Genomic DNA, 14,322 nt, shown 5'->3' with positions numbered 1-14,322 from the left:
CGAGTCACCAGCCCGGGAGCACTAGCGCGGCCCAGACGAGCAACGGGCCGGCCGCGACCACGATCACGCTGTAGGTGAGAATCTGCTTGTAATACACAGGTTCTGCGATCGTGTCCGGCCGGTTCGCGAGCATCAGCGCACCGTTGGTTGAGAACGGACTGACGTCGACGATGGTCGACGCGACTGCGAGCGCCGCGACGAAGAGACCGGCACTGATCCCGCCATGACCGATCAGCGGTACGGCGATCGGGATGATCACCGGCAGCAGCGCGGTCGACGACGCGAACGCCGACACGACACCGCCGACGTAACACAGGACGAGCGCGCCGATCACGGCCGCTCCGAGTCCGGCGGCCCATTTGCCGACGAACTGCGGCGCACCGGACTCGGTGAGAATCGCGGCGTACGTGCTGACACCCGCGACCAGCAGGACCGTCGGCCACGCTACCTGCTTGATCGCGTCCTTGTGCTCGGTCGGCGACAGGATCGCGAGCAGTACGGCGGCGGTGATCGCGACGAACCCGATGTTCTTGTCGAACACGAGCGCCACCACCGCCACACCGACGAACGCGATCAGCGTCAGCAGTTGATCCCGCTTCACGCCGCGAGCGAGCGTTCCGGTCGGGGCCGAGGCGCCGGTGCCGCGCGCGGTGACGGTGGCGCCGCCCTCATGCAGGTCGTCGGTGAGGTCGTCCGAGCTGTTCAGGTCGACACGCTGGTCCATCAGCTTCCGGCCGCCGAAGACGATGAACAGGATCGTCGCCATCACCAGGTTGACGACGAGGCTGGACAGGAACACGGTCAGCTCGCTGGACGGCAGCTTGGCGTCCTCCATCACCGAGTTGGTGATCGTGCCGTAGATGCTGATCGGCGAGAACCCGCCGCCCTGGGCGCCGTGCACGACGAACATGCCCATCATCAGCGGGTTGATCTTGTACCGCGCGGCGAAGCCGAGCGCGATCGGCCCGATGATCGCGCACGCGGCCGGGCTGGCGGCTCCGATCGCGGTCAGTACGGCGGTGACCGCGAACATCACCCACGGGATCAGCGCGACCCGGCCGCCGACGGCACGGACCGCACTGGCGACTATCAGGTCGACGGTGCCGTTGTTCTTGGCGATCGCGAACAGATAGGTGACGCCGATCAGCGTGAGGATCAGGTCGCCGCTGACGCCGGCCAGGATCTCCTTCTCACTCAGGTGCAACGAGTACAGGCCGACCAGCCACGCCGCGACGTACGCGAGCGCGCCCATGTTGATCGGCAGGACCGTACCGACGACGAACAGCGCGACGAGCGCCAGGATCGCAACCCACTCTGGTCCCATGACGGAATCCTCTTCCGGGCGGTTGACGGGGACATACCAGTTAGTAGCTGGCTCAGTGGCCTAGCCAATAGCCCAATGGGCCACTTGTCAATAAGCTGTGGGTATGGAGTCGCCGCCACCACCCCGTCCAGTACTGCGGTCCCGCCTCTACGAGCAGGTCGCCGGCCAGATCACCAGCTGGATCACGGAGAACGGTCTGCAGCCGGGCGACCGGCTGCCGCCCGAGCGCGAGTTGGCGCAGCGGCTCGGCGTGAGCCGGGCGACGCTGAGCCAGGCATTGGTGGCGCTCGAGGTGATCGGTGCGGTGGTGGTTCGGCATGGCGACGGCACGGTGCTGACCGAACGGGCCCGGACCGCGCCGGTGATCGAGGCGATCCGCGCGCACGCCGACCGGCTGCCCGAGATCATCGAGGCCCGTGACGCGCTCGAATCGAAGCTGGCCGCGCTGGCGGCGTCCCGTCGTACCGAGGCCGACCTGACGGCGATCCGGTCGGCTCTGGACGCGATGGAGCGCGACATCGAGGCTGGCGGCCGGGGTGTCGAGGGCGACGAGGCGTTCCACGGCGCGGTCACAGCGGCGGCGCGGTCGGAGTTGCTGGCGCAGATGATGATTGCCATCCACGACCTGATCCGGGAGACCAGGCTGGAGTCGTTGTCCCAGCCCGGCCGGCCGCGCGAGTCGCTTGCCGGCCACCGGAAGGTCGCGGATGCGATCGCCGCCGGCGATCCGGACGCCGCGGCTCAGGCCATGCATGAGCACGTGATGCTGGTGTCCGACGTCGCGTTGCTGCGAGACAGGCCGTGACCGGTGTCGAGCATCTGGCGATCATTGCGGCCGGACTCGGAGCTGGTGTGCTCACGTCCACCGTCGGGGTCGCGTCGCTGATCAGCTTCCCAGCGCTGATCGCGCTGGGGATTCCGCCGGTCGTGGCGAACGCATCGAACACGATCGGCCTCCTGCCCGGTGCACTCAGCGGTTCGTTCGGGTACCGCCGCGAGCTGCGCGAGGTCTCCCGGCCCACGACGATCGCGGTCGTGCTGACGTGTGCGATCGGCGCGATCGGTGGCGCCGTACTGCTGCTTGCGTTGCCGCCAGGAGTCTTCGCCGCGGCAGCTCCGTGGCTGATTCTGTTCACCTGTCTGATCGTCGGCGTCCAGCCGTGGATCTCCCGCTGGCTGCGCTCCCGGCACGAGGAACCGCAGGAAACGCGGACGACGATGACTCCGACGACGACGTTCTTCGCCGCGTTGACCGGCGTGTACGGCGGGTACTTCGGCGCCGGTGCGGGCGTGATGATGATGGCGGTGCTCGGCCTCGGCCTGGATCTCGAGCTGCGCGTCGTGAACGCCCTCAAAACCCTGTCCCTGCTGGCCGCGAACCTCGTCGCCAGCGTCATCTTCGTCTTCATCGCCGACCTGAACCCGACCGCGATCGTGCTGCTCGCGATCGGGTCCGTGGCCGGCGGGTACGTCGGTTCGCACATCGGCCGACGGCTCCCGAGCGGACTGCTCCGCGTCCTGATCGTGCTCGCCGGCGTCACCGCTGCAGTGCTGATGCTGCGCTGATCTCAGGAGTCCCAGATCGGACCGAGCGTTGGGATGCCGAGACTCTCGAGGCCGTGTACGACGGACCAGGTCAGCTTCCGGTTCGACACGCAGATCACGGCCTCCGCACCGGAGTCCTCGTAGGCCGAGTAGGCGAGCTTCACCATGTCTGGCTTGCCGTACGCATCGGTGTCCCAGATCAGCGCGTCCGGCTGCGCGGACAGGATCTCGTCGACCAGGTCCTGTCCGTACGTCTTCACCGGATCGCGCGTGACCCACACCAGTTTGTGCGGCACGCGAGCTGCCAGAACGTGCGCGAGCACCGGTCCGATCCCGCTGCCGGTCACCAGGTAGACGACCCGGCGGAAGACCGTCCCGTAGTTCGCCATACCTGCCGTCGCGACACCACGGACCCACACGTGCGTCGGCGGATTGTCGATGAAGTCGCCGGTCCAGTCGCCGGCGCGCGACACCGCCATCCGGAACCCTGGCGCGCCCGGCGTCGGGATCACGGCGAAGCTGTGCCATTGCTGCAAGGGATGCCGGGCGATCGCGCGGGCCGATCCGGCCATCGGCCGGCTGCGACCGGCCCGTACGAGGGCGACGTGGGACGACGGCCGCACGACCTCGATCGGGATGCGTCGCAGCATCGTCCACGGCAGCAGCGAACTGATCGTGGTGAGCATCAGTACCCAGACCGTCGGCGTACCTGCGATTGCGCTGAGCAGCGGCTCGGCTCCGCGTCGCTCGTCCGCGAGCAGGATCGCGCCGATCCAGAACAGCAGCGACAATCCCCAGCCCCCGAAGCGGTGCACGCGCTCGAAGAGGTCGTGCCGCTTGGTGCGCGCAGTGGGTCGAGCGGTGATGACGATGGCTAGCAGTGCCAGCGCCTGCAGGTAGTACACGAGCAGGAGTCCCACGCCGACCTGGCCGGTTGCGACGATGGTCAGGCCCAGGAACCACAAGGTGCCGCAGGCAGCACCACCGACGTGCAATCCGCCGAGGTGATAGCCCTTCGCCAGTGCCCACCGCACCCGCAGCGGCCACGACTTGGGTGCCTTCATCACGCAGCGGGAAAGCCAGTTCACGACGAACTGCTGGCGCACCAGAATTCCTACCGCGAAATTCACCTGCGCGACCAGTGCGAGCCCGGCGACATCGTTCCACCAATGACCGCTCAATGCGCCCGCGAAGATTCCACAATTGACAATCAGCATCAGCAACGCCAGCCGATTGCTCTGCATCAGCCGTGGATGCTTGAGGATCCGTCGTCGCCACGGCAACGGCGCCGGCAACAGGACGTCCGCCAGCATCGGATCACAACGAACCGCACTCATGAATTCCCCCCGAATTTCGGTACCACCCCCGGTAATGCAGGCTGAGACGCCTCGGCACACCAATTCGGTTGATCCACAGCACGGCGTTGCGCCCGACTGCAACAAAACCTCAACAAATGCCCGATCGGGCAATTCGCCAGTGGGCCGGGTCATCCAGCAGCGCCGACCCACACCTCGCGCACATAGCCGGATATCCCCTCGTGTTGGGGGTTCTCCCCTCGCAGACCAGCGGAGAACCCCCAACCCATGGGGATAACCCGTCTTGTGCGCGAGGTGTGGCTGATCGGCGGGATGTTCGATTGCGTCGGGCAAGCGGCGTACGGCGGTGGCTGACTGAGGTCAGGTGGTTGGGTCTGGGCCGAGGGTGATGTCCAGGAGGTCGCCCAGTTGTTGAAGTTGGGCGGCTGACAGGGGATGGAACGACGACTTGACGACGTCGTTCACGGCCTTCTGGCCCTCGGCGCGGAGTTGCTCGCCTTTTGTGGTGAGGCGGTGTTTTACGGCGCGGCCTGGTCCGGGGATCCGCTCGATCAGGCCGCGCTCCGCCATGCGCGTCGCCAATGAGCCGAAGGACTGGTCGGTCTGGAACGTCAGCATCGCGAGGTCGTGCAGCGACGCATCCGGCTGGCGGTGCAGGTGCCGCAGTGTGTCCCACTGCACGAGCGAGAGCCCGAGGGGTGCGAGCGCGCGGCTGAGTGCGCGGTGGTGCCGGTACTGCAGGCGCTTGACGGCCAGGGCGACGTCCGCGGGCTGGTGCTTCATGGGCCGATCTTACATCAGGTTGCTTATATCAGGATACTGACCTAAGGTTCCTTATATAGGCGAGCTGATGGAGAGTGATGATGAGTAGCCCGTTCCTGCTGCTGCACGGTGGAGGCGGTGTGCGAACGATGGCTGGCTTCGCAGACCTGCTCGCCGAACGCACGCGGTCCCAGGTCCTGCTGCCGACCCACCCGGGCTTCGGCGGCACACCCAAGCCGGCCGGACTCACCACGGTCGCCGACCTCGCCGCGGCGTACGTCGAGATGCTCGACGAGCAGGATCTCGCGGACGTGACCGTGATCGGCAACTCGTTCGGCGGCTGGCTCGCTGCGGAGATCGCGCTACGACAGAGTCCTCGCGTGAGTCGCGTGGTGATCGTGGACGGGATCGGTATCGAGGTCGACGGCCACCCATTGACCGACGTCAGCGGACTGTCGCCGGCGGAGATCCAGTCGTTCTCGTTCCATGACCCGAGCAAGCTTCCGGCGCCACCGGGTGCGGGCGGGCCAAGCCCCGACGTGCAGGCGCTGATCGGATACACCGGTCCGACCATGTCCGACCCGACCCTGATCAAGCGACTCGGCGACATCGAGCTCCCGGTGCACGTGATCTGGGGTGAAGGCGATCGGATCGCGGATCCGGAGTACGGCAAGGCCTACGCGGCCGCGATCCCGCAGTCGACGTACACGCTTCTGCCCCGCACCGGCCACCTTCCACAGCTCGAGACCCCCGAGGAGCTGCTTGCCGCACTTCGGGTAGGTTAGGCTCGCCTAACTTACTTGGAGTGATGAATGAGGGATCTCCGCCTTGCCGTGGTCGGTGCTGGACCGGCCGGCATCTACGCGGCTGACATATTGACGCAGGAACACCCGGGTGCGCACGTGGATCTGATCGAGCGCCTGCCGGCGCCGTTCGGGCTGGTGCGGTACGGCGTTGCGCCGGATCATCCGCGGATCAAAGAGATCGTGAAGGCGTTGCAGCGCGTTGTACGCCGGGACCGGATCAGGTTCGTCGGCAACGTCTCGTACGGCATCGATCTGAAGCTCGACGACCTGCGCCGGTACTACGACGCGGTCGTGTTCGCCACCGGCGCGATGGCCGACCGCCCGCTCGACATCCCGGGGATCGACCTGCCGGGCAGTTACGGCGCGGCGGACTTCGTGAGCTGGTACGCCGGGCATCCCGACGTACCGCGGGACTGGCCGCTCGAGGCCCGTGAGGTCGCGGTGATCGGGGCCGGCAACGTCGCGCTCGACATCGCCCGGATGCTGGCGAAGCCGGCCGACGAGCAGCTCAGCACCGAGATCGCCGACAACGTCTACGAGGGGCTGAAGCTCAACCAGGCGACCGACGTACACGTGTTCGCGCGGCGGGGTCCGGCGCAGATCAAGTTCACGCCGATGGAGTTGCGGGAGCTGTCGCACTCGCCGTCGGTGGACGTGATCGTGCACCCCGAGGGGTTCGAGATCGACGAGGCGAGCCAGGCCGCGATCAACGCCAGCAAGGGCACGCGGCTGGTCGTCGACACGTTGCTCAAGTACGTCGAGGCCGAGCCGACCGGCGCGCCGCACCGGATCCACATCCACCTCTGCCACGCACCCGTCGAGGTCCTCGGGCGCGACCGGGTCGAGGGCCTGCGGACCGAGGTGACCCAGTTGCAGGGCGACGGCACGGTCAGGGGCACGGGGGAGTACGTCGACACGCCCGTGCAGGCCGTGTACCGCGCGGTCGGCTATCTCTCGTCCCATCTGCCGGAGATCCCGTTCGACCACCACGCCGGCGTGATCACCAACGATCGGGGCAGGGTTCTCGACCTGGACGGCGTACCGCTGCCGGGCCTTTATGTCACGGGCTGGGTCAAGCGCGGCCCGATCGGACTGATCGGCCACACCAAGTCCGATGCAGCGGAGACGATCGCGAGTCTGCTCGCCGATCTCGACACGCTGCCGCAGCGCGAGATCCGTGATCCACAAGGGATTCTGGAGCATCTCGCGGGCCGCGGCGCGACCGTGATCGACTCCGACGGCTGGGCCCGCCTCGACACCTACGAGCTCGCTCTCGGCGAGGCAGTCGGCCGCGAACGCATCAAGGTCGTCCCCCGCGAGGACATGGTGAGCATCGCGAACGGCTGACTGTCAGCGGGTGAAGGGTCAGCGGGTGACGCGGTCGACGCGGCGGCCGGTGCGGTCGAAGAGGTGGATCTGGGACGTGTCGAGGGCGAGGTGGATGCGCGTCCCGCGGGCCAGTTCGGTGTCGACCGGGAGCTCCACGACCAGGTCGGCGCGGCGGTGGGTAGCGCCGTGGATCTCGGGCGGGGGAGCGGCCGGCGCGCCGAGCCCGAGCCGGGAGCGAACTCTGGTCAGGAACGACGGCGCCGCCTCGGCCGCGGGCGACGCGTGCGCCGGTGCGACGCGGCCGATCTTGTCGGGATCGACGACCTCGATCCCGCACTGGACGAACGCGATCGACTGCTGGCCGTGGAACTCGAACGCGCGGATCGTGCCGCTCAGCTGGTTCGGCGCGTCCTCGGTCGTGATCAGCTTGAAGGCGCTCGAGCGGGCGCCGACGATCACCTCGGCGCCGTCGTGGTGCCGCAGGATCAGCGACCGGCGATCGGTGGGGTCGAGACCGATCGACTGGTTGCCGAGGTCGAGGGCGACCCGGTGGTGGGCGGTGACGCGCACGGTCGCGGCCATCAGGTTGATCCGCGGCGTACCGAGGAAACCGGCCACGAACGCGGTCGCCGGGTCGTTGTACACCTGGGTCGGCGTACCGACGTCCTCGATCCGGCCGTCCCGCATCACCGCGATCCGGTCGGCCAGCGTCAGCGCCTCGACCTGGTCGTGGGTCACGTAGAGCGTGGTCACGTTCAGGTCCCTGGTCATCGCGCCGATCTCCTGGCGGAGCTCGGTGCGCATCGTGGCGTCGAGGTTCGACAGCGGTTCGTCGAGCAGGAACACCCGCGGCCGCCGTACCAGTGCCCGGCCGATCGCGACCCGCTGCCGCTGACCGCCCGACAACGTCCGCGGCATCCGGTCGAGCACCGACTCGATGCTGAGGATCTGCGCGAGCCCTGCCGCGGTGGACCCGGCCTGTACGTCGTCCTGGCCGGCGATCTGCAGCGGGAACATGATGTTCTCCTGCACCGTCCGGTTCGGGTACAGGGCGCCGGTCTGGAAGACCATCGCCACGCCGCGCTCGCGCGGTGCGAGCCGGGTCCCGAGGGTCCGCCCGAACCAGACCTCGCCGGCGGTGACCCGTTCGAGGCCTGCGATCATCCGCAGCAGCGTGGTCTTCCCGCATCCGGACGGCCCGAGCAGCACCATGAACTCGCCGTCGTCGACCTCCAGCGACAACTCGTCCACGGCCAGGTGTTCACCCTCGAACACCTTGGACACCGCGTCGAGCCGGATCGCCGTCATGTAGGCCTTATACGGGAAACTCCGGTTCACCGGCAAGAACTGGGCACTTTGCGAACTGATTGCAGACGGCACGATCCAAAACTCAACTGTTGCTGCGGGCAATCAATCTGCCGTTGACAACGACGGTTGCGAGGTCGCCGACGGCCCCGTCCGGGGTGCTGGTCAACTGGACCAGATCGGCGCGGGTGCCGACTTCCAGGCGGCCGCGGTCATGGAGGCCGAGGAGGTCGGCGGGGGTCGTGGTGGCCATGGTGACGGCGGTTTCGAGGGGGAGCCCGCCGGGGCCGGTGGCCCACCGGAGGCAGTCGAGAAGGGAGGCGCCGCTGCCGGCCAGGTACGGCGTACCTTGCAGGCGGAGGCTTCCGTCGGCGGCGACGGTGACTGCGCCGCCGACCGCGGTGGTGTAGTCGCCGGGGGCACACCCGGCCAGGGCGGCGGCGTCGCTGGTGAGGACGCAGCGCCCGGGTCCCTTGGCGCGGACCAGGGCGGCGAAGGTGTCGGCGGGGAGATGATGGCCGTCGGCAATCAGCCCCGCGGTGAGCGTGTCCTCCGTGAGCTGGGGCCAGATCGGGTTGTGGTGTCGGTCGATCTGAGCGGGCAGTCCATTACCGAGGTGAGTCGAGAGCCGTCCGCCGGCGGCCGCGAACGCGTGGACGTCGGCGGCGGTCGCCAGCGAGTGCCCTACTGAGGGAACCACACCGCACCCTGTCGAGGGTCGTGTGAGATGGCGGGTGAACTCGATGGCGCCCTTGCGTTCGGGGGCGAGGGTCATGATGGCGATCGCGCCGTCGGCCGCGGCCTGCCAGCGGTCGAACTCGTCGGCATCCGGGTCGCGGATCACGGCCGGGTCGTGCGCACCGCGGGCGCCCTCCGCGGACGAGATGTACGGACCCTCCAGGTGCAGGCCCGGTACGCCGTACGCCACATCGGGATCGCTGGCGCGCGCGGCGGCGGCTCGCTTGACGAGCGTGGTCGTCGTCGCGTCGTCGGCGGAGATGATCGTCGGGTAGACCGTGGTCACCCCGTGTCCCCACAGCGCGCGGACGAGGTCGGGCAGCTCGCTCGCCGGGCGGGACGAGTCGTTGACGTCCAGGCCGCCGTACCCGTTGAGCTGGATGTCGACGAGACCGGGGATCAGTAGTAGATCCGGTGCCGACGGTGCGTCGGTGATTTCCTCGATCCCGTCGGCTGAGAACCGCACCCGCACACCGCGGCCGGTGGCGGTGCGACCTTCCAGGACCTCGCTCATCAGATGCGGCCTCTCCTCGGCGTCACGTGCAGTTGATCATGCCCCAGTTAGGCCGGTCGGCGGATTGGGTATTGGTGAGAGGTGGCTCGAGCATGGCTCATGGCTGGTACGGCGTTCTGCTCGCTGGTCTTGGTGGCCGCGTGTGGAGGACCGGCCACGGGCGAACCTCGGACCCCGGCACCGACCACACCCGCGGCGCCGACAACGACTGTCACTCAGACTCCGACCGGTCCGGAGGCGGGCGTCGTGCCCAACGTGGTCGGCCTGAACCATCAGCTGGCTCAGGACACCATGCAGGCGGCGGGGTTCTACTACCTGACCGAAGAGGACGCCACGGGCCAAGGCCGCCTGCTCATCAACGACCGGAACTGGGTCGTCGTCTCGCAGGAGCCTGCCGGCGGGACGCGCGCGGCATCCGACACCAAGATCGTCCTGCGCTCCAAGAAGATCGGCGAGTAGCGGCTACCGGGCGAGGGCGGTCCGGAGCTGGCGGCGGGAGGTGATGCCGAGCTTGGAGAACGTTTTGCGGAGGTGCCACTCGACGGTTCGGGGGCTGATGAAGAGCTGGGCGGCGATCTCCGGGTTGGTGAAGCCGTCGCGGGCCAGGCCGGCGATCTGCGCCTCCTGAGCGGTCAGGTCATTGGTGGTTTCGGGCGTGCGTTTCCGGACCGTCTCGCCGGTGGCGAGCAGCTCGTGGCGGGCGCGTTCGGCGAAGGCTTCGGCACCCATCGCGGCCAGTTGTTCGTGGGCGGTGCGGAGGTGGGCACGGGCGTCCTGGCGGCGGCCTTCGCGGCGCAGCCATTCGCCGTACAGCAGCTCCGCGCGGGCCGACTCGATGCGGAGACCGGTCCGGCTCAGGTGGTCGATTGACGCACGGTACGCGTCCTCGTCGTTGCTGAGGAGCGCTCGCGCGCGGGCCTCCATCCCGCGACCCCAGTCCGACGGCGTTGCGGCGACGCGCTCGTTCAGCCAGACCAGGGCGGTCTCGACCAGCTTGGTGTCGCCGGTCCGCGAGGCGGCTTCGGCGAGTTCGCCGATCACGAGTACGCCGTACGCGACAACATCCTGCTCGAACACCTGCAGCGCCGCGTCTCGGGCCGTCTCGTAGCGGCCGAGGCCGTTGTTCAGCAGGGAGCTCGTGTACGTCGCGATAGCAGTCATCCTGCCCTGGTCCTGAGCGCGTGCCTCGCGGATCATCGCGTCGATCAGCGGTGTCGCCTCGGCCTCGTTCCCGCGCAGCGCGGCCAGCTGCATGCTGCCGATCCCGAGCACGCGGTTCCCGGTCGCGGCCGCGATCTGCCGCTCTTCTTCGACGTACGTCGAGGCGGCTGCGAGGTCGCCGGTCATCGACACCACGTTGGCGCGGAAGTTCAGCGCCCACTGGAGCTGGACGAGCGCACCGCTGTCGCGGGCGATCCGGTCGTGGCGTGCGGCCAGTTCGAGTGCCGCGTCGAGGTCCCAGACGTCGACGGCGACGATCGCGCTGGCGCGGTTGCCCGCGAGCCACATCCAACCGCGGACGTCTTCGGTCTCGCTCTGCCTGGCCTGGTCCAGGGCCTTCACGAGCTGCGGTGCGGCGGCGACATACCCGCGGGTGAAGCGGAGCGCGAGCGCCTGCAGGAGCAGGTCGCCCGGCGGGTCCGACGGCGCCGGAGCGGGTGCGGCGGATGCGGCCTCACCGAGAATCCCGGGTGTGTCCGGGCCGCTCGCCCAGATCGCGGCCGACATCGCCTCCAGGTATGCGACGCGCGCCTGCTCGTGGTCGAGCGGATCCAGCTGCTTCGCGGCGACGACCAGCGTTCGGGCTGCCTCGGTCGCGTGTCCGCGGTCGAAGGCGATCTCGCCGCGCAGGCGCATGACCTCGGCCTCCCGTACGGCGTCCGCGGGGCCTGTGGACGCGGCGCCGAGTAGGTCGAGTGCAGCGTCGAGCGCACCGGCGCTGCGCTTCGCGGTGGCGGCGGCGAGTACGCGGTCGGCTCGGAGACCCGGGTCGATCGTCAGCGCGGCCGAGCGCTCGAGGAACGTGCCGGCCGCGAAGAACCCGCCACGAGCTTGCGCGCGCTGTGCGGACCGTTCGAGTTCGGCGGCGACACTCTCGTCGGGGGCCATGGTCGCCTGCGCGCGATGCCAGGCCCGGCGGTCGGGGTCGGTCTCGGGATCCGTGACGTCGGCGAGTGCCCTGTGCACGGCCAGTCGTTGCTGCGGCGTGGCCGTCCGGTACGCCGCGGACCGCACCAACGGGTGCCGGAACCGGATGTGCTGGCCGATCGTGATCAGCCCGGACTCGATCGCGCTCGCGGCCGGATCAGCGCCGAGCCCGAGTTGCTCGGCCGCCTGCCACAGGAGCGTCGGATCGCCGAGCGGTTCGGCGGCCGCGGTCAGCAGGAGGAGCCTGGTGCCGGTCGGCAATGCTTCGACGCGGCGTACGAAACCGTCCTCGAGCCTGCTTGTCAGGGTGCCTGCCGTGAGGCCGTCGGCCAGCTCCGCCGCGGTCCAGGCGCGGGGGAGCTCGAGCAGGGCGAGCGGGTTGCCGCGGGTTTCGGCCACGATGCGGTCGCGAACCCGGGGGTCGATCGGTCGGGGGAGTACGGAGTCGAGCAGGGCGCGGGCGTCGACCTCGTCGAGGCCGCGGACCTCGAGTTCCGGGAGCCCGGTGAAGGCGTGATCGATGCCGTCGCGGACCGCGAAGACCATCACGACCGACTCGGCCGCGAGCCTGCGGGTGACGAACGCGAGGATCCGAGCCGACATCAGGTCGAGCCACTGCGCGTCGTCGACCACGCACACCACGGGCCGCTCTCTGCTCGCGTCGGCGAGCAGGTTGAGGACCGCGAGCCCGATCAGGAACTTGTCCGGGGTCGGACCGCTCACCAGGCCGAACGCCGTACCGAGCGCTTCCCGTTGCGGCGCCGGCAGGCGATCGAGGTGATCCAGGAACGGCTGGCACAACTGGTGCAGACCGGCGTACGCGAGCTCCATCTCGGACTCGACCCCGGCCGTTCGGGTGACATGGCAACCGTCGGTCTTGGCGACCAGGGCGTCCAGCAGGGCCGACTTGCCGACGCCAGCTTCTCCGGTGAGCAGCAGCACCTGGCTACGCCCGGCCTTCGCCTCGCTGACCAGCCCGTCCAGTACATCGGTCTCGCGCCGCCGGCCCCGGAGCGCTCGATCTGCCATCCCCACGCCGGTCAGCCTAGCCGGGGTCTCATCTCAGGCGTCGAGTAGCTGCAGCGCCTGTGTGATCGAGGCGGTGACTGGTGCGCCTGTGGTTTGCAGGGCCTCAAGAGTCATGGCGCCGGTGGTGACCAGTACGCAGCGGGCACCGGCTGCTCTGGCGGCGTCCGCGTCGTCGACGACGTCTCCGATCAGTACGACGTCCGACGGGTCGAGCTGCTGCGCCTGCAGATGGCGGATCAGGCTGTCGACCTGCGCCCACTCCTCCTCGTCGAGCGTGCGCTGCAGGATCTGCTCGTACGAGAGCCGCATCGGACGCGCATACGCCGCCTGCCACTCGCCCCAGCTCAGCTCCGCCCGCCCGAACCCCGCACAAACCTCGTTGACGGCAGCCAGGACGGCGTGATTGTCATTGAGGAGCGTCCCGTTCCAGTCCCACACCACATGTCTCACCGGGCAACTCTAACGATCGGAAGGTAGTGCAGTGACCGAATTCCGGCAGGCGGCCGAGGTCGCGGACGGCTTTCACGCTGAGGTGATCGCACCTCTGGTGGGGGCTGTCGGCTACGCGGCTGGGCTGCTCGGATGGGGCTCGGACGTGTTGGGATATGACACTGCGCGCTCGACGGACCACGGGTGGGGTCCGCGGCTCGTCGTACTGGTTGACGCGGACCAGGTCGAGCGGGTGCGTAAGGCTGTCGACGTCGGGCTGCCGGTCGAGTACGCCGGATACCCGGTCCGCTTCGGCTGGGACAGCTACGAGCCGCGGCACCACGTGACGGTCACGACCGTGGGGGACTGGTTGCGGGAGCAGCTCGGGTTCGACGCGTCGCAGGGGATCGGGGTCGACGACTGGCTGGTCACACCGCAGCAGCAGCTCCTGGGTGTGGTCGCGGGACGGGTGTACGCCGACGACGGCCGGCTGGCACGGGTGCGTGACGCACTGGCCTGGTACCCGGACCAGATCTGGCGGTGGACGCTCGCCTGCCAGTGGTCGCGGATCGCGCAGGAGGAGGCGTTCGTCCAGCGCACACACGAGGTAGGTGACCAGCTCGGGTCACGGGTAGTGGCTGCCCGGCTGGTGCGAGACCTCATGCGGTTGGCGTTGCTGCAGGCACGGACCTATGCGCCGTACAGCAAGTGGCTCGGTACGGCGTTCGCTCGCCTCGGGCACCGGGACGGGCTCGACGTCGCGCTAGGGGCCGCGGTGGCGGCCGAGTCGTACGCCGATCGCGAGCAGGCGCTCGTCACGGCGTACGAACTGGTCGGCCGTCGCCACAACGCGCTCGGTCTCACCGACGAGCTGGACCCGCTACCGCGGCCGTACTTCGACCGGCCCGCGCAGGTGCTTCAAGCCGGGCGGTTCGCGGAGGCGTGCCTGGCGACGGTGACCGACGACGCGGTGTCGCGGCACGGGCTGATCGGGTCGATCGACCAGTTCGCGGACAACACCGACGTACTCAGCAACCCGGCCGCGTTCCGGAAGCTGATCGCTGTCTATCGTTGACC

Annotated in this window: 13 protein-coding genes; 6 read left to right on the top strand and 7 right to left on the bottom strand. The window is 68.9% G+C overall.

Going from position 1 to position 14,322, the window contains the following annotated elements; all coding sequences use genetic code 11:
• Positions 1-4: 4 nt before the first annotated feature.
• On the bottom strand, positions 5-1,324 hold the full coding sequence (locus ACLJOO_RS33865; protein WP_410791734.1) for an SLC13 family permease: 1,320 nt from the start codon (positions 1,322-1,324) through the stop codon (positions 5-7).
• A gap of 103 nt (positions 1,325-1,427) precedes the next feature.
• On the opposite strand from ACLJOO_RS33865, the gene ACLJOO_RS33860 reads away from it, so the two are divergent.
• Positions 1,428-2,129, top strand: a complete 702-nt coding sequence (locus tag ACLJOO_RS33860) for a FadR/GntR family transcriptional regulator (protein ID WP_410791733.1) — start codon at positions 1,428-1,430, stop codon at positions 2,127-2,129.
• Positions 2,126-2,890 (top strand): sulfite exporter TauE/SafE family protein, encoded by a 765-nt coding sequence (locus ACLJOO_RS33855; RefSeq protein WP_410791732.1) that lies wholly within the window; start codon positions 2,126-2,128, stop codon positions 2,888-2,890. The genes ACLJOO_RS33860 and ACLJOO_RS33855 overlap by 4 nt, the downstream gene beginning before the upstream one ends.
• A gap of 2 nt (positions 2,891-2,892) precedes the next feature.
• Here the strand turns inward: ACLJOO_RS33855 and ACLJOO_RS33850 are convergent, their stop codons facing one another.
• Positions 2,893-4,206, bottom strand: coding sequence for a hypothetical protein (locus tag ACLJOO_RS33850; RefSeq protein ID WP_410791731.1), 1,314 nt, complete (start codon positions 4,204-4,206; stop codon positions 2,893-2,895).
• Between the two features lie 339 nt (positions 4,207-4,545).
• Entirely contained in the window at positions 4,546-4,968 is a 423-nt protein-coding gene (locus ACLJOO_RS33845) for a MarR family winged helix-turn-helix transcriptional regulator (protein ID WP_410791730.1), read from the bottom strand.
• Between the two features lie 77 nt (positions 4,969-5,045).
• Between ACLJOO_RS33845 and ACLJOO_RS33840 the strand changes: the two genes are divergently transcribed.
• Together ACLJOO_RS33840 and ACLJOO_RS33835 are read left to right on the top strand one after the other, a co-directional pair.
• Positions 5,046-5,732: an alpha/beta fold hydrolase gene (locus ACLJOO_RS33840; protein ID WP_410791729.1), complete on the top strand. Its 687-nt coding sequence runs from the start codon at positions 5,046-5,048 to the stop codon at positions 5,730-5,732.
• Between the two features lie 27 nt (positions 5,733-5,759).
• Complete coding sequence (locus ACLJOO_RS33835) at positions 5,760-7,100, top strand: FAD-dependent oxidoreductase (RefSeq protein ID WP_410791728.1); 1,341 nt, start codon at positions 5,760-5,762, stop codon at positions 7,098-7,100.
• 18 nt (positions 7,101-7,118) lie between these two features.
• On the opposite strand, the gene ACLJOO_RS33830 is transcribed toward ACLJOO_RS33835, so the two are convergent.
• Complete coding sequence (locus ACLJOO_RS33830) at positions 7,119-8,390, bottom strand: ABC transporter ATP-binding protein (RefSeq protein WP_410791727.1); 1,272 nt, start codon at positions 8,388-8,390, stop codon at positions 7,119-7,121.
• An 82-nt stretch (positions 8,391-8,472) separates the two neighbouring features.
• Positions 8,473-9,639 (bottom strand): N-acetylglucosamine-6-phosphate deacetylase, encoded by a 1,167-nt coding sequence (locus ACLJOO_RS33825; protein ID WP_410791726.1) that lies wholly within the window; start codon positions 9,637-9,639, stop codon positions 8,473-8,475.
• A 99-nt stretch (positions 9,640-9,738) separates the two neighbouring features.
• On the opposite strand from ACLJOO_RS33825, the gene ACLJOO_RS33820 reads away from it, so the two are divergent.
• A complete protein-coding gene (locus tag ACLJOO_RS33820) occupies positions 9,739-10,098 on the top strand; it encodes a PASTA domain-containing protein (protein WP_410791725.1) in 360 nt (119 codons plus the stop codon).
• A 3-nt stretch (positions 10,099-10,101) separates the two neighbouring features.
• On the opposite strand, the gene ACLJOO_RS33815 is transcribed toward ACLJOO_RS33820, so the two are convergent.
• Positions 10,102-12,816, bottom strand: coding sequence for a helix-turn-helix transcriptional regulator (locus ACLJOO_RS33815; protein WP_410791891.1), 2,715 nt, complete (start codon positions 12,814-12,816; stop codon positions 10,102-10,104).
• 33 nt (positions 12,817-12,849) lie between these two features.
• Positions 12,850-13,266, bottom strand: coding sequence for an HAD family hydrolase (locus ACLJOO_RS33810; protein WP_410791724.1), 417 nt, complete (start codon positions 13,264-13,266; stop codon positions 12,850-12,852).
• A gap of 31 nt (positions 13,267-13,297) precedes the next feature.
• On the opposite strand from ACLJOO_RS33810, the gene ACLJOO_RS33805 reads away from it, so the two are divergent.
• Entirely contained in the window at positions 13,298-14,320 is a 1,023-nt protein-coding gene (locus ACLJOO_RS33805) for a DUF4037 domain-containing protein (RefSeq protein WP_410791723.1), read from the top strand.
• Positions 14,321-14,322 lie beyond the last annotated feature (2 nt).

Origin of the sequence: Kribbella sp. C-35 (assembly GCF_046549195.1) — a bacterium.
Taxonomy (GTDB): domain Bacteria; phylum Actinomycetota; class Actinomycetes; order Propionibacteriales; family Kribbellaceae; genus Kribbella.
Note: the sequence above shows the minus strand (reverse complement) of the source record. Positions and strands in the feature narration are given on the sequence as shown.

Excerpts from the sequence above, each read along its gene's own strand:
- ACLJOO_RS33865 (WP_410791734.1), bottom strand. The coding sequence starts at position 1,324 with ATGGGACCAGAGTGGGTTGCGATCCTGGCGCTCGTCGCGCTGTTCGTC.
- ACLJOO_RS33850 (WP_410791731.1), bottom strand. The coding sequence starts at position 4,206 with ATGAGTGCGGTTCGTTGTGATCCGATGCTGGCGGACGTCCTGTTGCCG.
- ACLJOO_RS33845 (WP_410791730.1), bottom strand. The coding sequence starts at position 4,968 with ATGAAGCACCAGCCCGCGGACGTCGCCCTGGCCGTCAAGCGCCTGCAG.
- ACLJOO_RS33835 (WP_410791728.1), top strand. The coding sequence starts at position 5,760 with ATGAGGGATCTCCGCCTTGCCGTGGTCGGTGCTGGACCGGCCGGCATC.
- ACLJOO_RS33860 (WP_410791733.1), top strand. The coding sequence starts at position 1,428 with ATGGAGTCGCCGCCACCACCCCGTCCAGTACTGCGGTCCCGCCTCTAC.
- ACLJOO_RS33820 (WP_410791725.1), top strand. The coding sequence starts at position 9,739 with ATGGCTGGTACGGCGTTCTGCTCGCTGGTCTTGGTGGCCGCGTGTGGA.
- ACLJOO_RS33840 (WP_410791729.1), top strand. The coding sequence starts at position 5,046 with ATGATGAGTAGCCCGTTCCTGCTGCTGCACGGTGGAGGCGGTGTGCGA.
- ACLJOO_RS33825 (WP_410791726.1), bottom strand. The coding sequence starts at position 9,639 with ATGAGCGAGGTCCTGGAAGGTCGCACCGCCACCGGCCGCGGTGTGCGG.
- ACLJOO_RS33815 (WP_410791891.1), bottom strand. The coding sequence starts at position 12,816 with ATGGCAGATCGAGCGCTCCGGGGCCGGCGGCGCGAGACCGATGTACTG.
- ACLJOO_RS33830 (WP_410791727.1), bottom strand. The coding sequence starts at position 8,390 with ATGACGGCGATCCGGCTCGACGCGGTGTCCAAGGTGTTCGAGGGTGAA.